Genomic DNA, 22,005 nt, shown 5'->3' with positions numbered 1-22,005 from the left:
TCCACGGCGCACCGCGCCTGGCATCCCATCCCGGCAAGGACCTTGTGCGACTCCAAAAAGACATTGAACAGGCTCTAAGCCACGGTGGACTCGCCGCCCGCAAAGTTCTCCGTGTCTACTTCGCCCGCGTTCTGCGCGTTGTAGCGGGCGCCCACCACGGTGCGCTCGTTGATCAGTGCATCGAGCTGGCGGATGGTGGCGTCGTGCAGCTGCACGTTCACGGCCCCCAGGTCGTCGTGCAGGTGCGCGACGTTGGTGGTGCCGGGGATGGGAATGATGTGCTCGCCCTTGTGCAGCAGCCACGCCAGCGCCAGCTGCGCAGGGGTGCAACCCACGTCACGCGCGATGGACTGGTAACTGCCGAGCAGCTTCAGGTTGGCCGCATAGGCTTCGGGCGCAAAGCGCGGCATGGCGCGGCGGATATCCTTGGCATCGAGCGTGCCCACATCGCGCAGCTCGCCGCACAGAAAGCCCCGCGCCACCGGGCTGAAGGCCACAAAAGCCGTGCCCAGCGCGCGGCACGCGTCCAGCACCGCAATCTCGGGGTTGCGCGTCCACAGCGAATATTCGGTCTGCACCGCAGCAATCGGATGCACCGCATGCGCGCGGCGCAGCGTGGTGGCCGACACCTCCGAAAGCCCGATGCTGCGGATCTTGCCCGCGCGAACCAGATCGGCGAGCGCGCCCACGCTGTCTTCGATCGGCACCTGCCTGTCCCAGCGGTGCAGGTAGTACAGGTCGATCACGTCGGTCTGCAGGCGGCGCAGGCTGTCTTCGCAGGTCTGGCGCAGTGTGGCGGGGCGGCCGTCGATCACGCGCACCAGTTTGCCGTCGCCGTTCACATCCACGCCCTGCATGCCGCATTTGCTGGCCAGCGTGAAGCGGCTGCGATGGCCCTTCATCACGCGGCCCACCAGGGTTTCATTGGCGCCGAAGCCATAAAGCGTGGCCGTGTCGAACAGCGTCACGCCCGCATCGAGCGCTGCCAGCAGCACGCGCTCGCCCTGCTCGGAAGACACCGGGGCGCCATAGGCGTGCGAGAGGTTCATGCAGCCCAGGCCGATGGCCGAGACGGAGAAAGGTCCCAAGGTTCTTTGTTGCATGCCGCCAGCTTACGGCAAGCGCGGCAACCCAGCGAATGTCTCGGGCTTGGGTGTGAGCCTAAGACTCTGCAGCGGGTTGCCGCTTGGCCCACAACTCGATGCGCTCACCCGTCGCACAGGCAGCCACCAGTTGCGCAAACCGCGCCTCGCGGGTGGCATCGCGCTTGGCCGATGTGACCCAGTGCAGCATCTGCTTGCGGTAGCTGGGTGGTGTGGACTCCTGAAAATATCGCCACGCCGCCTTGTTGCGCTGAAAGGCGCGCTGCAGTGCAGCGGACAGCTCGGCCACAGCCGCCTGCTCGTAGGAATAGATGACGGACTTGTGCGCCTGGCGGTGCGCAAACGCCGCCAGCCCCGCTGGCCTCATGCGGCCCGCTGCCTGCAATGCCTCCACCTTGGCGATGTTCACCGCGCTCCAGATGGAGGAAGGCTTGCGCGGTGTGAAGCGGATCGAATACGTGTGCTCGTCAATGCGCCGACGAATGCCATCGATCCAGCCAAAGCACAAGGCTTCGTCCACCGACTCCGACCAGCCCATGCTGGGGCGGCCTGAACCTACTTTGTGAAAGCCCACCAGCAGCTCGGGCGCACTGTCGGCGTGGCGCTGGAGCCAGTCGCGGAACGCCTCTGGGGTGGCAAAGAAGGTGGGGGTGGTCTGCGAGGTCATGGGGCTCCCGCCAGTTGTTCACATCGGCCAGTCGCCTCAGGCCGCCACCGCATCGTGCGCCTGCTCGGCCCGTGGCCCCAAGGGCACCACGCAAAGCTGCACGCCATCCAGCGTGAGCACCAGCCCCAGCTGCCCGCCCATCTGCACCACGCCACCCACCGTGGATGCGGCATGCGAGGCACGCGGAGGCACCGCATGCAGAGGACGCACGGCGCCCTGCTGCATGGACACCGCACTCACGGGCGGCTGGCGCAGCAGAGCCCACAGGCCCTGCGGATTGCGCGATTGCAGCGACTGCAGGTACAGGCGCAGCAAGGCCGGGTCGGCGTCATGGGGCTCATCCCGCCCCACGCCAGGGCCGGTGGTTGCGTCGCGATCACGGGCCTGCTGCAGGCGCTGCAGCGCGCGGCGCAGCTGCTGACGGCTGGCCGCTTCGGTCCGGCCACCAGCCTGCGCCAGCTCGGCATGGCTGGCATCAAACACGGCATGCAGCAACACCAGGGCACCTTCTGCGGGTGTCACGCACGCCGCCAGCCGCCGCAGCGCCAGCGCGGCCTGTTGCGCCAGGGCTGCATCCGCCTCGGCCGAGGGTGCGAGCATGCCAGCGCCATCACCCTGCGCCGCCTGCGTGGCTTGCGCCACCCACTGCGCCATCCACTGGCGCCGCCGCAAGCGGTCCACCGCCAGGTTGCGCACCACCGTCAGCAGCCAGGCCTGGGCGGCGTTGAGCGCCGGGACGTGGGCCTCCAGCGCACGCACATAGGCGTCTTGCACGGCGTCTTCGGCATCGGCCGGGCCCAGCAGGCGCGTGGCGGCGCGGACCAGGGAGCCGCGGCTGACGGCGGCGAGTGCTGCGTTGGGGTCGTCTTCTTGCATGGGGCATGGTGCCACAGCGGGGCAAGACCACTCCGATCAAGCCCGCGCCGGAGCCACGCTGCACGACACACCCCTCGGCACGCAACCCTCCCCTGCGGCATCCGCGACAAGCCCCGCCCTCCATTGCAGGGACAATCCCCGCATGTCCGGCACCCCCACTACGCTCCCCACTTCGTCCCCCCGTCCCGTGCTGATCGCCGGTGGCGGCATCGGTGGCATGGCCACGGCCCTCACGCTGCACCAGATCGGCGTGCCCTGCATCGTCTTTGAGTCGGTGCCCGAGCTGCAGCCGCTGGGCGTGGGCATCAACCTGCAGCCCAATGCCGTGCGCGAACTGCACGACCTGGGGTTTGGCAATGACGTGCTGGACACCATTGGTCTGCAGGCGCGCGAATGGGCGCTGGTGGGGCGCAACGGCAACGAGGTGTACGCCGAGCCGCGCGGCCTCGCGGCGGGCTACCACTGGCCGCAGTATGCGGTGCACCGGGGGCAGCTGCAGATGATGCTGTTCAACGCCGTGAAGGACCGCCTGGGTAACGACGCCGTGCAGCTGGGGCAACGTGTGACGGGCTACCGGCAGGATGCGGATGGCGTCACCGCCATCGTCGAGATGCGCGACGGCGGGCGGCGCGAGGTGGCGGGCGCGCTGCTGATCGCGGCCGATGGCCTGCACTCGGCCGTGCGGGCGCAGATGCACCCCACGCAGCCGCCCATCCAGTGGGGCGGCGCCATCATGTGGCGGGGCACCACGCCGGGTGTTCCGGTGCGCACGGGCGCGTCGTTCGTCGGCGTGGGCTCGCTGCGGCACCGCGTGGTGTTCTACCCCATCACGCCGCCCGACCCGGCCACAGGCCTGGCCACCATCAACTGGATTGCCGAGATCACCGTGGACAACCAGGGCGGCTGGCAGCAGGGCGACTGGAACCGGCGTGTGGCGCTCAAGGAGTTCGCGCACCATTTCGACGGCTGGAACTACAGCTGGCTCGATGTGCCCGCCATGCTGCGCGGCGCCAAGGACATTTTTGAATACCCCATGATCGACCGCGACCCCGTGCCCACCTGGGTGGACGGCCGCGTGGCGCTGCTGGGCGATGCGGCGCATGTGATGTACCCCGTGGACTCCAATGGCGCCAGCCAGGCCATTGTGGATGCGCGCGTGCTGGGGGCGCAGCTGATTGCGCACGGCGTGGGCCCGCAGGCGCTGCGCGCCTATGACGAACAGCTGTGCCAGGACATCTCGGCGCTGGTGCTGCGCAACCGGGGCTCGGGCCCCTTTGGTTTGCTGGGGCTGGTGGACGAGCGCTGCGGCGGGGTGTTCGACCACATCGACGACGTGCTGCCACGCGCCGAGCGCGAGGCCTACATGGCGCGCTACAAGGCGGCGGCGGGGTTTGCGATCGAGACACTGAATGCGGCACCGCCCACCATCGTGCCGGGGCAGCGCGTGGCTGTTGGCTGAGAGCCCATTCCCGCACTTTGTACTTGAGACAACCGTTCGGGCTGAGCTTGTCGAAGCCTTGCGCAGCGCTTCGACAGGCTCTGCGTGAACGGTGTCAAGTGGGCTGAGGCCAACGCAATAGCCAACCCCGCTGGCGCCGCGCAGGCGTGAATGCACAAGCGCACGCAAATGTCACGCCCGGCGTGTTTCGTTCGTCAAGGCAGTCCTGTCACTCTTTTCAAGGACTTTGCCCCATGGACACGCCAGACACCGATACGCCCCCCACAGCCCCCTCTCCCACCGCCAGCACCGAGCCGCGCACCTCGTACCTGGAAGAAAAAGCCTTCAAGGCCCGCACGCTGCTGGTCTTTGGCACCATCACCGACACGCTGGCCGCCGATGTGGCGCGGCGGCTGGTGGCGCTCGATGCGGACAGCGCCGAGCCCATCGACATGCTGGTCAGTTCGCCCGGCGGGCACCTCGAATCGGGCGACACGCTGCACGACCTGGTGCGCTTCATCACCGCGCCGGTCAACATGATCGGCACCGGCTGGGTGGGTAGCGCGGCCACGCACCTGTACCTGGCGGCGCCGCGCGAGCGGCGGTTCTGCCTGCCCAACACGCGCTTTTTGATCCACCAGCCCAGCGGCGGCGCCGGGGGCCCGGCCAGCGACATCGCCATTCAGGCGCGCGAGATCGTGAAGGCGCGCGAACGCATTGCACGCACCATCGCCCGGCAGACCGGCAAGCCGCTGGAGGCGGTGCTGGCCGACATCGAGCGCGACCGTTGGCTGTCGGCCGAGGAGGCGGTGGACTATGGCCTGGTGTCGCGCATCATCGAACACAAGGCCGCGCTGCGCGGGTGACCGTGCCAGCGCCGTCTTTTGCTATATTTTCAATAGCTTTAGACCCTTTTAGATAAAGCGCTGAATGGCATTTTGACCTGATTTTTTCAGCGCCCGCCTGCGCGGCGCCGGGTTGTGCCCGCCGCGACAGGCCCACCAGAGGCCGGAGCGCAGAATGCGCGCGTTCCGTGACCCCCTTGCCTGTGGAGCCCCGCGCATGACACCCACTCCCACCGACGCCAAAGCCAACGCCAACACCAACACCCACGCCACGTTCACCCCCTGCCGCGTGCCGCCCGCCCATGCGGCCGCCACGGCGATCGCGGCGGCAGCCCTGGCTGCGCTGGCCGGGTGCGCCGCGCCCCGCGCCACAACGGCTCCGACTCCCTCGGCAGCCCCCACGGCACCCGCAGCACCGACGGCGGCCACGGCCCCGGCACCCGCACCCGCCGCCACCTCACCGGCCCGTGTGGGCACCGACTACCGTGTCGACAGCCACTGGCTGTGCCGTCCCGGGCGCGACGACAGCTGCGCCCAGCCGGTCACCGTGGCGCAGCCGGACGGCGCCATCCGCACGCTGCGCCCCGACGCGGCCGCGCCCGTCGACTGCTTCTATGTCTACCCCACGATTTCGTACGACGCCACCGGCAACAGCGACCTGGTGGCCGGCCCCGAAGAGCGGCGCGTGGCCCAGCACCAGCTCGCACCGTTCGGCGGCGTGTGCCGCATGTTCGCGCCCATGTACCGGCAAGTGACGCTGGCCGCGCTGCGCAGCCGCTTTGGCGGCGCGCCCCTGGCGGCCGACCCGGCCATGGCGCTGGGCGATGTGCGCGATGCCTGGCGCCACTACCTCGAACACGACAACCAGGGCCGGGGCGTGGTGCTGATCGGGCATTCGCAGGGCGCGCGCATGCTGGCCGAACTGGTCGCGCGCGAGATCGACGGCCAGCCCGCGCAGCAGCGCATCGTGTCGGCGCTGCTGCTGGGCACCAACATTGCCGTGCCCAAGGGGGCCGACGTGGGCGGCGCCTTCCGCCACATGCCCCTGTGCCGCAGCGCGGCGCAAACCGGCTGCGTGATTGCCTACACCGCCTTCCGCGCGGATGCCCCGCCCCCCGCCGACAGCCTGTTTGGCCGCATGGGCGCGAGCGCCATTGGCGCCACCGACCCGGCCGCCTACCGCGTGGCCTGCACCAACCCGGCGGCCCTGGGCGGCGGGCGCGGCACGCTGCAGCCCCTGCTGCCCGTGCGCGCCAACCTGCTGGGCCAGCCCACCACCACGGGCGCATGGGGCGCGCAAACGCAAGCGGTGACGGCGGCGTTCGTGGCGCCTGCCCACCTGTCGGCCGAATGTGTGGAGGCCGGTGGCGCCAGCTATCTGTCGGTGGCGCTGGGTGCCGACGTGCCGGCCGACGTGGTGGTCAACGGCCAGCTGCAACGCAACTGGGGCCTGCACTTGGTGGACTCCAACCTGGCCGCAGGCAACCTGGCCGACATCGTGCGGCAGCAGGCCCGCGCCTACGCCGCCACGCCGCGCCGCTGAGGGCGCCCAGGCCCCGCACAGGGAGGGCCTGCAGCCGCAGCGGTGCGAAGAGCGCGGAAAAGCTGCGAAGAGAGGCGAAGCCGCTGGGGCGCCTTGCGGGTGATTACGCCGCGCCCAGCTGCTGCTCCAGCCCGTGCAGCACCTGGTAGCAAGGCAGCACCTGCGCCACGCTGGCGTTGGGCTCGCGGCCTTCACGGATGGCGGCGAAGAATTCGCGGTCCTGCAGCTCGATGCCGTTCATCGACACGTCCACCTTCGACACATCGATCTTCTCTTCCTTGCCATTCACCAGGTCGTCGTAGCGCGCGATGTACGTCGCCGTGTCGCCGATGTAGCGGAAGAAAGTGCCCAGCGGGCCGTCGTTGTTGAAGCTCAAGCTGAGCGTGCAGATCGCGCCATTGGCGGCCTGCAGCTGGATGCTCATGTCCATGGCAATGCCCAGGTCCTTGTGGATGGGGCCCTGGATGGCGTTGGCTTTGACGATAGGGCTGCCGGCCTGGTACGCGAACAGGTCCACGGTGTGCGCCGCGTGGTGCCACAGCAGGTGGTCCGTCCAGCTGCGCGGCTGGCCCAGGGCATTCATGTTCGTGCGGCGGAAGAAGTAGGTCTGCACATCCATCTGCTGGATGTTGAACTCGCCCGCTGCGATCTTCTTGTGCACGTACTGGTGGCTGGGGTTGAAGCGGCGCGTGTGGCCGCACATGGCCACCAGGCCCGTCTGCTTCTGCAGGGCGACGACCTTCTCGCCATCGGCCAGCACGTCGCACAGCGGAATCTCCACCTGCACATGCTTGCCCGCTTCCATGCAGGCTATCGCCTGGCTGGCGTGCATCTGCGTGGGCGTGCACAGGATGACGGCGTCCACTTCCTGGATGGTCAGGCTGTCGGCCAGTTCGGTGGTCACATGCTGGATGCCGTACTTGTCGGCCACTTCCTGGGTCTTGGCCAGGTCGCGGCTGATGAGGGAGACGACTTCCACGCCGTCGATGTTTTGGATGCCGTCCAGGTGCTTGATGCCGAAGGCGCCTGCGCCTGCGAGTGCGACTTTGATGGTCATGGTGAAGATTCCTTTACTTATTGGTTTTCGAGGATCAGGTGCCCCACCGCCGTATTGCTGGCGGGCACATGGAAGAAGCGGTGCGCCACCTTGGGCGCAGGGCCGGTGCCGGCCACATCGCTCATGGCGCCGCGGGCGATCAGCCACATCACCAGCTCGATGCCTTCGCTGCCGGCTTCGCGCACGTATTCGATGTGCGGCACCTTGGCCAGCTCGGCGGGTTCGGCGATGAGGCGGTCCAAAAATTTGTTGTCCCACTCCTTGTTGATGAGGCCCGCGCGCGGCCCTTGCAGTTGGTGGCTCATGCCGCCCGTGCCCCAGATTTGCACCTTGAGCGGGGCATCAAATGACTCAATGGCGCGGCGGATGGCCTGGCCCAGCTGGAAGCAGCGCTGGCCCGAAGGCACGGGGTACTGCACCACGTTGACGGCAAACGGAATCACCTTCACGGGCCACGCCTCAGGCGAACCGAAGAGCAGGTTCATGGGCACGGTGAGGCCGTGGTCCACCTGCAGCTCGTTGACGATGGTGAGGTCGAAGTCCTGCTGGATGACCGACTGCGCGATGTGCGAGGCCAGCTCGGGGTGGCCGATCACCTTGGGCACGGGGCGCGGGCCGTAGCCCTCGTCGGCGGGCTCAAACTCGGCGGCGGTGCCGATGGCAAAGGTGGGGATCATGCCCAGGTCGAAGCTGGTGGCGTGGTCGTTGTAGACCAGGAAGACCACGTCGGGGCGGTTGTGCTCCATCCACTTCTTGGACGGCTCGTAACCGGCAAACAGCGGCTGCCAGTAGGGCTCGCCGGTCTTTCCCAGGTCGATAGCAGCGCCGATGGCGGGCACATGAGAGGTGTAGACGGACGCGGTAATGCGCGCATGGCCGCCCGCCCCTGTCGCGCCCTCGGTCGCGGCCGTCTGGCGCGCAGCGTGGTCACCCAGGATCTGCGCGGCCAGCGCCTCTTGCTGCGTCAGCTCCCAGGCCTTCCAGGCGTCGGACTGCGATGCGGGGCCTTGCGCCGTGCCGGTCTCGCCCACGTAGCGGTTGCCCTCGGGGCTGCGGCCGCCAGCAATCATCATGTCGCGGTAGGCATGCTCGCTCATGCCCGTCATGCTGCCCGCCATCTGCTGGAACGACAGGCCGTCCGTCGCGCCCAGCTTGGCCAGGAAGTAGATATTGCCGCCCGTGCGCATGGCCCAGTTCAGGTCGCGCGCGCGCACTGCCGCCTTCTGCTCATCGGTCATGGGCCATTCGGCCAGGTAGGCGTCTTCATCGGCCTTGAAGCGGGCGCGGTTCTCTGCCTTCATCAGGCTCATGCAGAACTGGTTGAGCCAGTAGCCCTTGCGGCTTTGTTCGGCGTCGAAGATGGTCGTGCCGGGCACGTCCAGGTAGGGTTTGTCGAGTGGCATGTCAGACCTCTTCTGGCCAGTAGAGCTTCATGGGATTGGTGACGAGGAGCTTTTGCTGCAGCTCGGCCGTGGGCGCGATGTGCGGGATGAAGTCCACCAGCAGACCATCGTCGGGCATGTGATCCTTGAGGTTGGGGTGCGGCCAGTCGGTGCCCCAGAGCACGCGGTCGGGGAACTCTGCGACCACCTTGCGGGCGAAGGGAACCACGTCGGCGTAGGCGTTCTGTTCGCCATTCAGCGCCTTGGGGCCAGTCACCGAGAGGCGCTCGGGGCAGCTCACCTTGCTCCACACATGGGGGTGCTGGCGCATGAATTTGAGGAACAGTTCGAACTCGGGACCGTCCACCGGCTTGCTCACATCGGGGCGACCCATGTGGTCCACCACCACGGTGGTGGGCAGTGCGGTGAAGAAGTCCCACAGCTCGGGCAGGTCCACCGCTTCGAAGTAGATCACCACATGCCAGCCCAGCTTGGCGATGCGTGCGGCAATCTCCATCAGCTCGTCCTTGGGCGTGAAGTCCACCAGGCGCTTGACGAAGTTGAAGCGCACGCCGCGCACGCCGGCGTCGTGCATGGCCTGCAGTTCTTCGTCGGTGACCGAGCGCTTGACGGTGGCCACGCCCCGCGCCTTGCCGCCGGAGTGGACCAGTGCATCGACCATGGCGCGGTTGTCGGCGCCGTGGCAGGTGGCCTGCACGACCACATTGCGCGCAAAGCCCAGGTGGTCGCGCAGCGCGTACAGCTGGTGCTTGCTCGCGTCGCAGGGCGTGTACTTGCGCTCGGGGGCGTAGGGGAACTCAGCCCCGGGGCCAAACACGTGGCAGTGCGCGTCCACAGCGCCTGCAGGCACCTGAAAGCGGGGTTTGGACGGCCCGGCGTACCAGTCGAGCCAGCCGGGGGTTTTGGTGAATTCAGTCATGTGTCACTCTGATTTTGATAGCTATCAGCGCTTACTGAATAAGCGCTAGAGGCCTAAAACACTCAAAATTCTTTTCAATCGATGTACTTGAGCCCCGCTGCCGCCAGCGGCTCGCGCATCTTGTACATATCAAGGCCCAGCACGCCGCTGGCCAGCTTGGCGCGCTTCTCGCCTTCAAAGCTCTCGCGCTTTTGCGCTGCGGCCAGCGTCTCTGCCGCGCGGGCGGCGGGCACGCACACGATGCCGTCGTCGTCCGCCACGACCACGTCGCCCGGCGTGACGAGCTGGCCCGCGCACACCACAGGGATGTTGACCGAGCCGATGGTGGCCTTGATGCAGCCTTTGCTGGAGATGCACTTGCTCCACACCGGGAAGTTCATGGCGTTGAGCGTCCTCACATCGCGCACCCCGGCGTCGATGATGAGCGCCCGCGCGCCGCGCGCCTGGAACGACGTGGCCAGCAGGTCGCCAAAGTAGCCGTCGGTGCATTCGGCGGTGATGGCCGCCACCACGATGTCGCCGGGCTGGATCTGCTCGGCCGCCACATGCAGCATCCAGTTGTCGCCCGGGTGCAGCAGCACGGTGACCGCCGTGCCGCTGACCTGCACGCCGCTCTGGATGGGGCGCATATAGGGCTTGAGCAGGCCCACGCGGCCCATGGCCTCGTGCGCGGTGGCCGAGCCCAGGGCCGCGAGGCCGTCGGCGGCCGCGCGGTCGGCGCGGGTGATATTGCGGTAGACAACGCCTAGTTCGTACATGGTGGTCTCTCTTCAATCAATTCTGGTGAGTGGTATCGGTGGTGAACCCGTGTGCGCCGAGCATCCCCATCCGTTCGGGCTGAGCCTGTCGAAGCCTTGCGCAGCGCTTCGACGGGCTCAGCGTGAACGGACTCGGAGGATCACAGCCCTTTCGCCTTCAGGCGCGCATCGAGTCGCGAGAACACGCGGCGCGTGTTGGCTTCGTAGATCTGGTGCTTGTCTTCGGCGCTCAGGAGGGTGGAGGCCTCGATGTAGCGCTTGGTGTCGTCGTAATAATTGCCGGTGGTGGGGTCGATGCCCCGCACCGCGCCGATCATCTCGCTGGCAAACAGCACGTTCTTTACCGGGATCACGGTGTTGAGCAGGTCGATGCCGGGCTGGTGGTACACGCAGGTGTCGAAGTACACGTTGTTCATCAGGTGCTCGTCCAGCAGCGGCTTCTTCATCTCCTGCGCCAGGCCCCGGAAGCGGCCCCAGTGGTAGGGCACGGCACCGCCGCCGTGCGGGATCAAAAACTTGAGCGTGGGGAAGTCCTTGAACAGATCGCCCTGGATCAGCTGCATGAAGGCCGTGGTGTCAGCGTTCAGGTAGTGCGCGCCCGTGGTGTGAAAGCACGCGTTGCAGCTGGTGCTCACGTGGATCATGGCGGGCAGGTCGTACTCCACCATCTTTTCGTAGATGGGGTACCAGTGCTTGTCGGTCAGTGGAGGGCTGGTCCAGTGGCCGCCGGAAGGGTCGGGGTTCAGGTTGATGCCCACGGCGCCGTATTCATGCACGCACTTTTCCAGCTCGGGGATGCAGGTGGCGGGGTCCACGCCAGGGCTTTGCGGCAGCATGGCCACGGGCACAAAGTGGTCGGGGAACAGCGTGGAGACGCGATAGCACAGCTCGTTGCAGATGGCCGCCCAGGTGCTGGACACCTGGAAATCGCCAATGTGGTGCGCCATGAAGCTGGCGCGCGGGCTGAACAGCGTGATGTCGCTGCCGCGCTCTTTCATCAGCTTGAGCTGGTTGGTCTGGATGGACTCGCGCAGCTCGTCGTCGCTGATGTGCAGGTCTGCCACTTTGGGCATGGCCGCCGGGTCCTTGATGCCGGCGATCTGCGCATTGCGCCAGTTCTCCAGCGCCTTGGGGGCCGTGGTGTAGTGGCCGTGGCAGTCGATGATGAGGCTCATTTTTCGGGTGCTCCTGAAAGGTGTTCTTGTGATCGGTCAGGCGGGGGACATGCCCTGTTTTTTCTTGGCTTCGGCCGCAGCGGGAGAAGCCAGGTAAGCCAGCAACGCACGTGCTGCATCCACCTGCTGCGACTGCGCGCTGATGCCGGCTGAAAACGTGGTGATGATCTGGATGGCCGGTGGCAGCGGACCGACGATCTGAATGCCCTGCACATGCAGCAATTCGCTCAGCTGCTGAAAGCCCAGCGCCACCTCGCCCTTGGCCACCAGCGAGCCCACGGGCACGCCGGGGGGCGCCTGCACCATGCGCGGGGCGATCTGATCGGCAATGCCCCAGAGCTCAAACAGTTTGCTCAGCGCCACGCCGCTAGGGCCGGTGGACAGGCTGATGCTGGGCGCGGCCAGCACGGCCGCGCGCACGGCGTCTTCGGTGCTGAGGTCGGGCAGCGGAGCACCCACAGGCACGGCCACGGCCACGCCGGAGTGCACCCAGTCCACCTTGCTGCCGGGCAGCAGATGGCCTGCCGCCATGAGCTTTTCGATCGCGTCGGACGCGAGGATGACCACGTCGAACACCTCACCGGCCGCCACGCGTTGGGCCGCATCCACGCCGCCCACGGACTCGATCTGCACCGCGCTGGCGCCGGGGGCCTGGGCGGCGTAGGCGGCCGTCAGCTCGGCCAGCACCTGGCGGGTGGCCATGGAAGAAATGCCGCGCAGCAGCGCTGGGTTGGTCATGGGTGGGGTGTCTCCTGCGGGCCTCTGCGCAGCGGCCGAAGGGCGGCGGGCTGCAGGGCGTTTGCCTGGCACCGATTGTGAAGAGCGCTGCATGGTTCATGAAGTCGCCCCCCGCACTACCAGCTATATCATTCCGCGATTGTTGAACCAGAGCTATTGCAAATAGCGGAGACCCCTGCGCATGGACCTCAAGCAGATTGAATACTTCGTGCGGGTGGCCGAACTGGGCAGCTTCACGCGCGCCTCGGTGGTGCTGGACGTGGCCCAGCCCGCGCTCAGCCGCCAGGTGCGCCTGCTGGAGGTGGAGCTGCGCCAGAACCTGCTGGTGCGCAACGGCCGGGGCGCCACGCCCACCGAAGCGGGCAAGCTGCTGCTGGAGCACGGCCGGGGCATCCTGCACCAGGTGGACCGGGCGCGCGAAGAGCTGGGCCGCGTGCGCGGCGCGCTGGCCGGGCGCGTGGCCATCGGGCTGCCGCCCAGCATTGCCAAGGTGCTCACGGTGCCGCTGACCCGCGCCTTCCGCGTGCAGCTGCCCGACGCCGCGCTGGCCATCAGCGAGGGGCTGTCGGTGGCCATGCGCGAATCGCTGACCACGGGGTTGCTCGACATTGCGCTGCTGTACAACACCGCGCCCGCGCCGGGCATCGAGATCTCTGCGCTGCTGGAAGAAGACCTGTTTCTGGTGCAGCGGCGCTCGGCGGACGGGGCCGGGGCGGACACGGATGCCCCCGTGCCCCTGGGCGAGCTGCCGCGCTTTCCGCTCGTCATCCCCACCCGGCCCAACTCCATCCGCATGCTGGTGGAATCGGAACTGGCCGCGCGCGGCAAGCGCCCGCAGATCAACCTGGAAATCGACGGCGTGGCGGCCATCCTGGACCTGGTGGCCGATGGCGCGGGCTGCGCCGTGCTGCCGATGAACGCCGTCACCACGTCCGGCAAGGCCGAGGTGTTCACGACCCGGCCCATCCATGGCGCCAGCGGGGACGGGGAAGGTGTGGGCGACGACACGACCCGCCTGCGCAGCAAGCTCTACCTGGCCGTGAGCTCGCAACGCCCGGCCACACTGACGCAGCAGGCCATGGCGGATTTGATTCGGACCACGCTGCTGGCGATGTACAAGGCGCCAGGCTGAGCCTGCGTTCGAGCCCGCGCAACCGCCTCAGCGGTCGGGCGCTTGCTTGCGCAAACCGGTCAACAGCTTGTCAGCATAGTCCTGCCAGCGCGCGTCCTTGGGCAAATCCGCAAACACCCCGGCACGCGCCAGGTCGGCCACCCATTGCTGCTTGTCGGCAATGGCCGACGCCATCACCGGGGCCATGCCGGCCTCCTGCACGGTGCGGGCGGATTCGCGCATTTCTTCGGCGCGCCGCTGGCCGTGCTGCACCACGCGGCTGAAGAAGTAGCGGCCCTGCTGGTTCCAGTCGATGGAGGGGAAGGTCTCGGCCAGCGTGGGCAGCACATGGTCTTCCACGCCGTACTGGCGGGCGGTGGCGTAGCTCTCCACCACCAGCGCCTCCAGGCCCTTGATCATGATGCTGCGGCACATCTTGATGGCGCTCGCCACGCCCCACTGGTCGCTGACCGGCGTGGCGTCCATGCCATAGGCCTGCAGCACGGGCGCCAGCGCCGCAGCGTGCGGCCCGCCCAGCAGCATGGGCACGGCGATGCCATAGGGCGCCACCGAGGTCATCACGCCCGCCTCCACATAGCGGCCGCCGCGCGCCTCGATCAGCGCAGCTGCCTGTTGCTTGGTGCCCGGCGAGGCGGAGTTCAGGTCCAGAAAAAACGCGCCCGGCGCGATGTGCGGCGCCACCGCCTCGGCCACCGCCAGCGTGTTGCTGGCCGTGACGGCCGACAGGATCAGTTGCCGCCCGGCACACAGCGCGGCCACGCTGTCAGCGGCGTGCACGCCCGCCGCGCGCGCGTGGGCCAGGGGCTCGGCGGGCGACTGATCGGGCGCGGCAAACTTCAGGTCCCACGCGGCCAGATCGTTCACGCCGCAGTGGCGCAGGCCCGCGGCAAAGATGCGGCCAACCTCGCCATAGCCCACGATGCCGATGCGTTCCAAAGAATGCGCCCAGGGCATGTCGCCGCGTTGTGTGGCCTGCATGGTGGTCGTCGCCTCTCGTTTCACTGCAATGGAATGCCTGCGCGCTCGATCACGGCACGCCAGCGCTCGATGTCGGATTTGAGCAGGGCGCTGGCCTGTTCGGGGGTGGACGTGCGCGGCTCCACGTTGAGCGTGCGCAGCTGCTGCTGCACGCCGGGGCTGGCGACTGCCGCGGCGATCTCGCGCTGCAGCCGGTCCACCACCGCGCGTGGCGTGCGGGCGGGCGCGGCCAGCGCATTCCAGGAGGTGGCCACCAGGCCGGGCACGCCCTGCTCCACGGCCGTGGGCACGTCGGGCAGCACGGACGAGCGGCGCTCGCCGGTCACGGCCAGCACGCGCAGCGCGCCCGCCCGCACCTGCGGCAGCGCCGGGCCGAGAATCTCCACCCCCGCATCCACCTGCCGCCCCCGCAGCGCGGTGATGAGTGCCGGGGTTCCGTTGTAGGGCACCACCTGCGCGTCGATGGCTGCGCTGCTCTTGAACAGCTCCGCCGCCAGGTGCTGCGTGCTGCCCACGTTGATGCTGCCGATGTTCACGCGGCCCGGCTGTGCCCGCGCGTGGGCCAGCAGCTGCGCCAGTGTGCGGTGGGGCGAGTCTGCAGGCACCAGCACCGCGATGTCGAACACGCCCAGCGTGCTGACGGGCGCGAGGTCGGCAACGGTGTCGTAGGGCAGCGCCTTGAACAAACTGGCGGACACCGCCGTGCCGTTGGACATGAGGAACAGGGTGTGCCCGTCGGGCTCGGCGCGGGCCACGGTGTCGGCGGCCACCACGCCGCCCGCACCGGGGCGGTTGTCGATGACCACGGGCTGGCCCAGCCGCTCGGCCAGGGCGCTGGCCACGGCGCGCGCGGTCAAATCGCCCACGCCGCCCGCCGCAAAGGGCACAACGATGCGCACGGCCCTGGCCGGGAACGCGGGCTGCGCCATCGCAACCCGCCATGCCGGCAAAGCCGACAGCGCGGTGGCGGCCGTCAAAAGGCCCAGAGCGCTGCGGCGGCGCATGTCAGAACCGCAGCACGAACACCACGATGCTGGGGAACGCCACCAAGATGGCCGTGCGGATGAAGTCGCTGGCCACAAAGGGCATCACGGCGCGGTAGGTGGCCATGATGGGCACGTCCTTGGCCATGCTGTTGATGACGAACAGGTTCATGCCCACGGGCGGGGTGATGAGCCCCACTTCCACCACGATCAGCACCAGCACGCCGAACCAGATGGCGAACTCTTCGGGCGTCATGCCGAAGTCGAGCGCCGTGACGATGGGGAAGAACACCGGAATGGTCAGCAGGATCATGGACAGCGAATCCATGAAGCAACCCAGCACCACGTAAATGACGAGGATGGACACCAGCACGACCATGGGGCTCAGGCCCGAGCCTGCCACCATCTGCGCGGCCTGCTGCGGCAACTGCGACAGCGCGAGGAACGTGTTGTAGACGCCGGCGCCGAGCACGATCATGAAGATCATGCCCGTGGCCACGGCCGTGCCCATCACGGCGGCCACCAGGGTCTTGCGGTTGAGCCCGCCCGACAGCCAGGCCGCAACGCCCGTGCCAAACGCGCCCACGGCCGCGCCCTCGGTGGGGGTGAACAAGCCCAGGTAGATGCCGCCCACCACGGCCACGAAGATCAGCAGCACGGGCCAGACCCGGGCCGTGGCCTTCCAGCGCTCGGCCATGGGCAGCGGGGGCACGGTGCCCATTTCCTTCGGGCGCATGCGGGCGTACAGCGCAATCACGATGACATAGCCGATGGCCGCCAGAATGCCGGGCACAAAGGCCGCCAGGAACAGCTTGGCGATGTTCTGCTCGGTGAGGATGGCGTAGATCACCAGCACCACCGACGGTGGAATCAGGATGCCCAGCGTGCCGCCCGCCGCCAGCGTGGCGGTGGAGATGCCGCCGGCATAGCCGGCCTTTTTCAGCTCTGGCAGCGCCACCTGGCCCATGGTGGCCGCCGTGGCCAGCGACGATCCGCAGATGGCACCGAAGCCGGCGCAAGCGCCCACGGCCGCCATGGCCACACCGCCTTTGCGGTGCCCGATCCAGGCCTCGGCGGCCTTGAAGAGCGCCTGCGACAACCCGCCCAGCGCTGCAAACTGCCCCATCAGCAAAAACAGCGGAATCACCGACAGCGAATAGCTGGAGAAGGTGCTGTAGGTGACCTGCTTGAGCTGGTTGAGCACCGGGGCGGTGGTGCCGTAGATCAGCCAGGCGCCCACCAGGCCGCAGACCAGCATGGCCAGGCCGATGGGAATGCGCACGAATATCAGCAGCAGCAGGATCGGAAACGACCACGCGGCAAGTTCGAAACCACTCATCAATGCGCTCCCGCTTCCGTTGTCCAGCCTTCCGGCTCCTTGCCCAGCCCCAGCAGCGTGGCGGTGCGCGCCAGGTAGGCCAGGCAGCCGATCACCGCACCCACTAGGCAGGCGGCATACGCCCACCACAGCGGCATCTGCAGGATGAAGGTGGTCTCCATGTACTGCTTCTTTTCCATCATTCCTTCATAGAGCTTCCAGGTCAGCAGCAGCCAGACGGCGAGCATGAGCAGATCGCTGACCAGCACCACGGCGCGCTGCGCCCAGGCGGGCAGGTGGGCGTAGAGCAGGTCCACCGTGGCATGGCCGCCCTTGAGGTAGGTCCAGGGCAGAAAGAACAGCACCGCCACGGCCGTGCCCATTTCGACCAGCTCGAAGTCGCCGGGCACGGGGCCGAGGCCCGCGCCAATGAGCGCGCGGCCGGTGATGCTGGTCACGATCATGAGGGTGAGCGCGACCAGCACGAGGCCGCCCACAATGGCCGACCATCGGGCCAGCCGGTAGATGAATGCAATCATGCGCAAGTCTTCCTGAACGGGTGCCGGGGTGACGGGCATTGTGGACCCATGCCGCTGTTCCGGCGCAAAAAAAGCCGCCCCTGAGAAACATGTTCACAAGGACGGCCGGGGGCCCAGGGGCCGGGGATTACTTGCTGTGCTTGGCGATCAGTGCGCGGGCTTCAGCGGCCAGCTTGGCGCCGTCAATGCCCTTGGCCTTGACTTCGTTGATCCAGTCGGTTTCCACCGTCGCGGCGGTGCGGCGCCAGCGCTGGGTTTCCACCAAATCCAGCGCCACGATGTTGTTCTTGGCCTTGACGGCGATGTCGTGGCCGGCCTTGTCGCCCTCGTCCATCGCACGGCCGAACATGGCCGCGGCTTCGATGCCCGAGTTCTTGTCGATCACGGCCTTGAGGTCGGCGGGCAGCTTGTCGTAGGACGCCTTGTTCATCGAGAACGCGAAGGTCTGGGTGTACAGGCCTTCCTTGCCGGCAAAGGTGGTGTGGTTCTTCACCAGCTCGGTCACCTTGAGCGAGGGAGTCACCTCCCACGGAATGGTGGTGCCGTCGATCACGCCCTTGGACAGCGCCTCGGTCACCGCAGGCACGGGCATGCCGACCGGCGTGGCGCCCAGCTTGGTGAGCATGTTGTTGATGATGCGCGAGCCGCCGCGGATCTTCATGCCGCGCAGGCTTTCGAGCCCGGTGACGGGCGTCTTGGTGTGGAACAGGCCGGGGCCGTGCGTGTGCACGGCGATCAGCTTCACGTCCTTGAATTCGTCAGCGGCAAATTTCTCGACGTACTCCTGGATGGCGCGCGACGAGGCCTCTGCATTGCCGCTCATGAAAGGCAGCTCGAACACTTCGGTCTTGGGGAAGCGGCCGGGGGTGTAGCCCAGCACCGTCCAGGTGAAGTCGACCACGCCGTCGCGGGCCTGGTCAAACAGCTGCGGTGGCGCGCCGCCGAGCTGCATCGCGTGGAACAGCTGCACCTTGATCTTGCCGCCGGACTCGGCCTCGACCTTCTGGGCCCAGGGCACCAGGGCCTTGGCGGGGATGACGGCCTGCGGGGGCAGGAACTGGTGCAGGCGCAGGGTGACGGTCTGGGCTGCAGCGGTGGTGGCCAGGGTGGCCAGGGCCACAGCTCCCATTGCTGCGATGGCGGTGCGTCGCTTCAAGAAGGTCATTGTTGTCTCCGGTCTGTCGGTGTGCGTCCGTGCCGCGGTGCGGGAATGCCTGGGGCACGGCTCAGGGAATCATCATCAGGCCCCTCACTGTGCATGGGCTCGCGCCTGCATGCCAGTTCTATGGCGGACTTTCAGCTATGCCGTAATGATATGAAACCGGTGAAACCCTCGGTTGGCGCACATTGGCACGCCGGCCGCGCCCCGCGTGAGCCGCTCGTGCCGAGCGCTTCCTTCAGGACGTTCGCTGGATGAGCGCGAGCGCGGGCATGTCTGCATGCACCCGCGCCCCACCCGTGCCCGCCAGTGCTTCGCGCAGCTTGCGCTGCGCCAGCCGCGAATGCTCGCGCAGTATGGCCTCGGCACGGGCACCCTCGCGGTGTTCGATGGCATCGAGCAGCTGGCGATGCTGGTCTTGCGCCACCACCAGCAGGTCGCGCGCCTGCACGGAATGGGTTTGCACCATCACAAAGGCCGATGGCGACGCGAACGGCAGGCCCCGGACCCGCTCCAGCTCGCGCAGCACCACCTCGCTGCCCACCATGCGGCCCAGCAGCTGATGGAACCGCGCGTTCAGCTCCACATAGCGGGTGAAGCCCTCGTCGTTCAGCGTCGGCGGGCCCAGCGTGGCATCGATGGCGGCCAGGCAGGCATGCGCCTCGGCCAGCAGCCCGGCCGGCACGCCCCGCTCTGCGGCGAGCCGGGCGGCCAGCCCCTCCAGCGTGCCACGCAAGGCGATGGCGTCGGCCACATCGGTTTCGGAAAACGTGCGCACCGCATAGCCGCCGCCGGGCAGGCGCTGCAGCAGCCCCTCCTGCTCCAGCCGCTGCAGCGCGGCGCGAATGGGTGTGCGCGATACGCCCAGCCGCTCCACCAGCGCCAGCTCCGCAATGCGCGCCCCGCCCGCCAGTTCGCCCGCCAGGATCATCTCGCGCAGGCGCAGTTGCGCCCGCACCGATTGCGAAGCGCCCGCGCCATCGGCCGGTTCGTCCATGGGCACAGCGCCTGCGGGCGCAAAAGCTTCGCTCAAATTCGCATGGCTCATGCCGTGAATGTATACAACCTGCACAATCGACGCCACACACTCAGCCAGAATATTTATTCAAAACAATAGCTTACGGGATATGCCAGAGTGCAATAGCTGGTGTTTCGCGCTTGAATGTATACACACTCGCCGTTCTTTCGCACAATCCGCCCACAAGCAGCGCGCTGATGCATGGGGCATGCCGGCGCGCACCGCCCTCCACCCCACACAGAGACAAGCGCCATGTATCCCCAAAACGCCTGGTACGTTGCCTGCACGCCGCAAGAGATCGCCGACAAGCCCCTGGGCCGCACCGTCTGCGGCGAGAAGATCGTGTTCTACCGCCCCGCACCCGGCCAGGTCGCGGCGCTCGAAGACTTCTGCCCCCACCGGGGCGCGCCGCTGTCGCTGGGCACCGTGTGCGAGGGCCACCTGCAGTGCGGCTACCACGGCCTGCGGGTGGAGTGCACGGGCAAGGCCGTGTCCATGCCCGGGCAGCGGGTGCAGGGTTTCCCCAAAACGCGCAGCTTTCCGGTGGTGGAGCGCCATGGCTTCGTCTGGGTGTGGCCCGGCGACGCCGACAAGGCCGACCCTGCCGCCATCCACCCCCTGCCCTGGGCCGACAACCCTGAATGGGCCTATGGCGGCGGGCTGTACCACATCGCGTGCGACTACCGGCTGATGATCGACAACCTGATGGACCTGACGCACGAAACCTATGTGCATGCCACCAGCATCGGCCAGAAGGAGATCGACGAGGTGCCCTGCAAGACCCGGGTGGAGGGCGACGAGGTCATCACGAGCCGCTTCATGGAAGGCATCGAGGCCCCGCCGTTCTGGAAGATGGCATTGCGCATGAACGGCCTGCCCGACGACCAGCCCGTGGACCGCTGGCAGATCTGCCACTTCACGCCGCCCAGCCATGTGCTGATCGAGGTGGGCGTGGCGCTGGCCGGCCACGGCGGCTACAACGCCCCGGCCGACAAGAAGGCATCGAGCATCGTGGTGGACTTCATCACGCCCGAGACCGACACCTCCATCCACTACTTCTGGGGCATGGCGCGCCACTTCAAGCCGCAGGACCCGTCGCTCACCACGCAGATCCGCGAAGGCCAGGGCAACATCTTTGCCGAAGACCGCGACATGCTGGAGCAGCAGCAGCGCAACCTGCTGCGCTGGCCCGACCGCAAGCTGCTCATGCTCAACATCGACGCGGGCGGCGTGCAATCGCGCAAGATCCTGGACCGCATCATCGCGGCCGAGCGGGCCGCGCCCGCCACCACGAACCCGGCGGTGGCCGCATGACCGCGCAGGAGACGCTCAGGGTCCGCGTGGTCAAGAAGCAGGCCGAGGCCGAGGGCATCGCCAGCTTCGAACTGGCGCGCGTGGACGGCGCGGCGCTGCCGCCCTTCAGCGCCGGTTCGCACATCGACGTGCATCTGCCAGGGGGCCTGGTGCGCCAGTATTCGCTGTGCAATGCCTCGCAGGAGTCCCACCGCTACCGCATCGCCGTGCTGCGCGACGCGGCCTCGCGCGGCGGTTCGGTGGCCATGCACGACCAGATGCACGAGGGGGACGACATCACCATCAGCACACCGCGCAACCACTTTGTGCTGCACCCGGCGCAGCGCACCGTGCTGCTGGCCGGGGGCATCGGTGTGACGCCGCTTTTGTGCATGGCCGACCGCCTCGTGGCCACGGGCGCAGACTTTGCGCTGCACTATTGCACCCGCTCGGCGGAACGCACCGCATTCGCCGCCGAGATTGCCGCGTCCGCCATGGCGCCGCATGTGCACTTCCACGTCGACACCGGGGCACCCGAGCAGCGGCTGGACCTGGCTGCCGTGCTGGCCGCGCCGGGCGCGGACAAGCGCCTGTACGTGTGCGGCCCTGCGGGTTTCATCGACCACGTGGTGGTCTCCGCCAAGGCCATGGGCTGGGCGCCGGACCGCATCCACCTGGAATATTTCGGCGCCCCGGCGCAGGACACCGCGGGCGACCAGGGCTTTGAAGTCCGCATCGCCAGCAGCGGCAAGGTCTACCCCATCGCGGCCGATGAGTCGGTGGTGGAGGCGCTGCGCCGCGAGGGCATCGACATCCTCACCTCGTGCGAGCAAGGCGTGTGCGGCACCTGCCTGACCCGTGTGCTGGAGGGCGAGGTGGACCACCGCGACATGTACCTGACCGACGAGGAAAAGGCCAGCAACGAGCAGTTCATGCCCTGCTGCTCGCGCGCGCGCAGCAAGTTGCTGGTGCTGGACCTGTAAGGATGTCCTGCATAACCCTCGCGAGTGCGTGGTAGTGCGGATCGGGATGGGCCGCAAGGCGTCTTTTTGCAGCCAATAGC

Annotated in this window: 21 protein-coding genes and 1 pseudogene; 6 read left to right on the top strand and 16 right to left on the bottom strand. The window is 67.8% G+C overall.

What is annotated here, in order from left to right:
• Positions 1-74 precede the first annotated feature (74 nt).
• The 3 genes from ACOQFS_RS18645 to ACOQFS_RS18635 are packed head-to-tail and all read right to left on the bottom strand — an operon-like array spanning position 75 to position 2,646.
• Positions 75-1,103 (bottom strand): aldo/keto reductase, encoded by a 1,029-nt coding sequence (locus tag ACOQFS_RS18645; RefSeq protein WP_421564323.1) that lies wholly within the window; start codon positions 1,101-1,103, stop codon positions 75-77.
• Positions 1,104-1,161: 58 nt separating this feature from the next.
• Positions 1,162-1,770, bottom strand: coding sequence for a YdeI/OmpD-associated family protein (locus ACOQFS_RS18640; RefSeq protein WP_421564322.1), 609 nt, complete (start codon positions 1,768-1,770; stop codon positions 1,162-1,164).
• Between the two features lie 36 nt (positions 1,771-1,806).
• Positions 1,807-2,646, bottom strand: coding sequence for an RNA polymerase sigma factor (locus tag ACOQFS_RS18635; protein ID WP_421564321.1), 840 nt, complete (start codon positions 2,644-2,646; stop codon positions 1,807-1,809).
• A 142-nt stretch (positions 2,647-2,788) separates the two neighbouring features.
• On the opposite strand from ACOQFS_RS18635, the gene ACOQFS_RS18630 reads away from it, so the two are divergent.
• From ACOQFS_RS18630 to ACOQFS_RS18620, 3 genes are all read left to right on the top strand, one after another.
• A complete protein-coding gene (locus ACOQFS_RS18630) occupies positions 2,789-4,105 on the top strand; it encodes a flavin-dependent oxidoreductase (RefSeq protein WP_421564320.1) in 1,317 nt (438 codons plus the stop codon).
• A gap of 233 nt (positions 4,106-4,338) precedes the next feature.
• Positions 4,339-4,950, top strand: a complete 612-nt coding sequence (locus ACOQFS_RS18625) for an ATP-dependent Clp protease proteolytic subunit (protein WP_421564319.1) — start codon at positions 4,339-4,341, stop codon at positions 4,948-4,950.
• A gap of 196 nt (positions 4,951-5,146) precedes the next feature.
• Positions 5,147-6,472 carry a DUF3089 domain-containing protein gene (locus tag ACOQFS_RS18620; protein WP_421564318.1) on the top strand — a complete coding sequence of 442 codons (1,326 nt, stop codon included), beginning with the start codon at positions 5,147-5,149 and terminating at the stop codon, positions 6,470-6,472.
• 103 nt (positions 6,473-6,575) lie between these two features.
• Here the strand turns inward: ACOQFS_RS18620 and ACOQFS_RS18615 are convergent, their stop codons facing one another.
• The 7 genes and pseudogenes from ACOQFS_RS18615 to ACOQFS_RS18585 form a co-directional block, all read right to left on the bottom strand.
• Positions 6,576-7,529, bottom strand: a complete 954-nt coding sequence (locus tag ACOQFS_RS18615; protein WP_421564317.1) for a Gfo/Idh/MocA family oxidoreductase — start codon at positions 7,527-7,529, stop codon at positions 6,576-6,578.
• A 17-nt stretch (positions 7,530-7,546) separates the two neighbouring features.
• Positions 7,547-8,395 carry a class III extradiol dioxygenase subunit beta gene (locus ACOQFS_RS18610; RefSeq protein WP_421564324.1) on the bottom strand — a complete coding sequence of 283 codons (849 nt, stop codon included), beginning with the start codon at positions 8,393-8,395 and terminating at the stop codon, positions 7,547-7,549.
• Between the two features lie 165 nt (positions 8,396-8,560).
• A pseudogene (gene ligA, locus ACOQFS_RS18605) lies at positions 8,561-8,932 on the bottom strand (protocatechuate 4,5-dioxygenase subunit alpha); the annotation flags it as partial.
• A gap of 1 nt (position 8,933) precedes the next feature.
• Positions 8,934-9,851 (bottom strand): amidohydrolase family protein, encoded by a 918-nt coding sequence (locus ACOQFS_RS18600; protein ID WP_421564316.1) that lies wholly within the window; start codon positions 9,849-9,851, stop codon positions 8,934-8,936.
• 74 nt (positions 9,852-9,925) lie between these two features.
• Entirely contained in the window at positions 9,926-10,609 is a 684-nt protein-coding gene (gene ligK / locus ACOQFS_RS18595) for a 4-carboxy-4-hydroxy-2-oxoadipate aldolase/oxaloacetate decarboxylase (RefSeq protein ID WP_421564315.1), read from the bottom strand.
• A gap of 140 nt (positions 10,610-10,749) precedes the next feature.
• Positions 10,750-11,784 (bottom strand): amidohydrolase family protein, encoded by a 1,035-nt coding sequence (locus ACOQFS_RS18590; RefSeq protein ID WP_421564314.1) that lies wholly within the window; start codon positions 11,782-11,784, stop codon positions 10,750-10,752.
• A gap of 36 nt (positions 11,785-11,820) precedes the next feature.
• On the bottom strand, positions 11,821-12,522 hold the full coding sequence (locus ACOQFS_RS18585) for a substrate-binding domain-containing protein (protein ID WP_421564313.1): 702 nt from the start codon (positions 12,520-12,522) through the stop codon (positions 11,821-11,823).
• A gap of 181 nt (positions 12,523-12,703) precedes the next feature.
• Between ACOQFS_RS18585 and ACOQFS_RS18580 the strand changes: the two genes are divergently transcribed.
• The gene (locus ACOQFS_RS18580) at positions 12,704-13,654 is read left to right on the top strand and encodes a LysR substrate-binding domain-containing protein (protein WP_421564312.1); all 951 of its coding nucleotides are present in this window, start codon (positions 12,704-12,706) and stop codon (positions 13,652-13,654) included.
• 27 nt (positions 13,655-13,681) lie between these two features.
• Here ACOQFS_RS18580 and ACOQFS_RS18575 read toward each other — a convergent pair whose 3' ends face one another.
• From ACOQFS_RS18575 to ACOQFS_RS18550, 6 genes are all read right to left on the bottom strand, one after another.
• On the bottom strand, positions 13,682-14,632 hold the full coding sequence (locus tag ACOQFS_RS18575) for a DUF1932 domain-containing protein (protein ID WP_421564311.1): 951 nt from the start codon (positions 14,630-14,632) through the stop codon (positions 13,682-13,684).
• A gap of 20 nt (positions 14,633-14,652) precedes the next feature.
• Entirely contained in the window at positions 14,653-15,636 is a 984-nt protein-coding gene (locus tag ACOQFS_RS18570) for a Bug family tripartite tricarboxylate transporter substrate binding protein (protein WP_421564310.1), read from the bottom strand.
• 1 nt (position 15,637) lies between these two features.
• Positions 15,638-16,954: a TRAP transporter large permease gene (locus ACOQFS_RS18565; RefSeq protein WP_421564309.1), complete on the bottom strand. Its 1,317-nt coding sequence runs from the start codon at positions 16,952-16,954 to the stop codon at positions 15,638-15,640.
• The gene (locus ACOQFS_RS18560) at positions 16,954-17,472 is read right to left on the bottom strand and encodes a TRAP transporter small permease (RefSeq protein ID WP_421564308.1); all 519 of its coding nucleotides are present in this window, start codon (positions 17,470-17,472) and stop codon (positions 16,954-16,956) included. Before ACOQFS_RS18560 ends, ACOQFS_RS18565 begins: the two co-directional genes overlap by 1 nt.
• Before the next feature lie 127 nt (positions 17,473-17,599).
• Positions 17,600-18,637 carry a TRAP transporter substrate-binding protein gene (locus ACOQFS_RS18555; RefSeq protein ID WP_421564307.1) on the bottom strand — a complete coding sequence of 346 codons (1,038 nt, stop codon included), beginning with the start codon at positions 18,635-18,637 and terminating at the stop codon, positions 17,600-17,602.
• A gap of 232 nt (positions 18,638-18,869) precedes the next feature.
• Positions 18,870-19,679, bottom strand: coding sequence for a GntR family transcriptional regulator (locus ACOQFS_RS18550; protein ID WP_421564306.1), 810 nt, complete (start codon positions 19,677-19,679; stop codon positions 18,870-18,872).
• 222 nt (positions 19,680-19,901) lie between these two features.
• Between ACOQFS_RS18550 and ACOQFS_RS18545 the strand changes: the two genes are divergently transcribed.
• The gene (locus tag ACOQFS_RS18545; protein WP_421564305.1) at positions 19,902-20,963 is read left to right on the top strand and encodes a Rieske 2Fe-2S domain-containing protein; all 1,062 of its coding nucleotides are present in this window, start codon (positions 19,902-19,904) and stop codon (positions 20,961-20,963) included.
• Positions 20,960-21,925, top strand: coding sequence for a PDR/VanB family oxidoreductase (locus ACOQFS_RS18540; RefSeq protein WP_421564304.1), 966 nt, complete (start codon positions 20,960-20,962; stop codon positions 21,923-21,925). The genes ACOQFS_RS18545 and ACOQFS_RS18540 overlap by 4 nt, the downstream gene beginning before the upstream one ends.
• Positions 21,926-22,005: the final 80 nt, after the last annotated feature.

Origin of the sequence: Paracidovorax sp. MALMAid1276 (genome assembly GCF_049198005.1) — a bacterium.
In the GTDB taxonomy this organism is placed as follows: domain Bacteria; phylum Pseudomonadota; class Gammaproteobacteria; order Burkholderiales; family Burkholderiaceae_C; genus Acidovorax.
Note: the sequence above shows the minus strand (reverse complement) of the source record. Positions and strands in the feature narration are given on the sequence as shown.

Excerpts from the sequence above, each read along its gene's own strand:
- ACOQFS_RS18645 (WP_421564323.1), bottom strand. The coding sequence starts at position 1,103 with ATGCAACAAAGAACCTTGGGACCTTTCTCCGTCTCGGCCATCGGCCTG.
- ACOQFS_RS18640 (WP_421564322.1), bottom strand. The coding sequence starts at position 1,770 with ATGACCTCGCAGACCACCCCCACCTTCTTTGCCACCCCAGAGGCGTTC.
- ACOQFS_RS18635 (WP_421564321.1), bottom strand. The coding sequence starts at position 2,646 with ATGCAAGAAGACGACCCCAACGCAGCACTCGCCGCCGTCAGCCGCGGC.
- ACOQFS_RS18630 (WP_421564320.1), top strand. The coding sequence starts at position 2,789 with ATGTCCGGCACCCCCACTACGCTCCCCACTTCGTCCCCCCGTCCCGTG.
- ACOQFS_RS18625 (WP_421564319.1), top strand. The coding sequence starts at position 4,339 with ATGGACACGCCAGACACCGATACGCCCCCCACAGCCCCCTCTCCCACC.
- ACOQFS_RS18620 (WP_421564318.1), top strand. The coding sequence starts at position 5,147 with ATGACACCCACTCCCACCGACGCCAAAGCCAACGCCAACACCAACACC.
- ACOQFS_RS18615 (WP_421564317.1), bottom strand. The coding sequence starts at position 7,529 with ATGACCATCAAAGTCGCACTCGCAGGCGCAGGCGCCTTCGGCATCAAG.
- ACOQFS_RS18600 (WP_421564316.1), bottom strand. The coding sequence starts at position 9,851 with ATGACTGAATTCACCAAAACCCCCGGCTGGCTCGACTGGTACGCCGGG.
- ligK (WP_421564315.1), bottom strand. The coding sequence starts at position 10,609 with ATGTACGAACTAGGCGTTGTCTACCGCAATATCACCCGCGCCGACCGC.
- ACOQFS_RS18590 (WP_421564314.1), bottom strand. The coding sequence starts at position 11,784 with ATGAGCCTCATCATCGACTGCCACGGCCACTACACCACGGCCCCCAAG.
- ACOQFS_RS18585 (WP_421564313.1), bottom strand. The coding sequence starts at position 12,522 with ATGACCAACCCAGCGCTGCTGCGCGGCATTTCTTCCATGGCCACCCGC.
- ACOQFS_RS18580 (WP_421564312.1), top strand. The coding sequence starts at position 12,704 with ATGGACCTCAAGCAGATTGAATACTTCGTGCGGGTGGCCGAACTGGGC.
- ACOQFS_RS18575 (WP_421564311.1), bottom strand. The coding sequence starts at position 14,632 with ATGCAGGCCACACAACGCGGCGACATGCCCTGGGCGCATTCTTTGGAA.
- ACOQFS_RS18570 (WP_421564310.1), bottom strand. The coding sequence starts at position 15,636 with ATGCGCCGCCGCAGCGCTCTGGGCCTTTTGACGGCCGCCACCGCGCTG.
- ACOQFS_RS18565 (WP_421564309.1), bottom strand. The coding sequence starts at position 16,954 with ATGAGTGGTTTCGAACTTGCCGCGTGGTCGTTTCCGATCCTGCTGCTG.
- ACOQFS_RS18560 (WP_421564308.1), bottom strand. The coding sequence starts at position 17,472 with ATGATTGCATTCATCTACCGGCTGGCCCGATGGTCGGCCATTGTGGGC.
- ACOQFS_RS18555 (WP_421564307.1), bottom strand. The coding sequence starts at position 18,637 with ATGACCTTCTTGAAGCGACGCACCGCCATCGCAGCAATGGGAGCTGTG.
- ACOQFS_RS18550 (WP_421564306.1), bottom strand. The coding sequence starts at position 19,679 with ATGAGCCATGCGAATTTGAGCGAAGCTTTTGCGCCCGCAGGCGCTGTG.
- ACOQFS_RS18545 (WP_421564305.1), top strand. The coding sequence starts at position 19,902 with ATGTATCCCCAAAACGCCTGGTACGTTGCCTGCACGCCGCAAGAGATC.
- ACOQFS_RS18540 (WP_421564304.1), top strand. The coding sequence starts at position 20,960 with ATGACCGCGCAGGAGACGCTCAGGGTCCGCGTGGTCAAGAAGCAGGCC.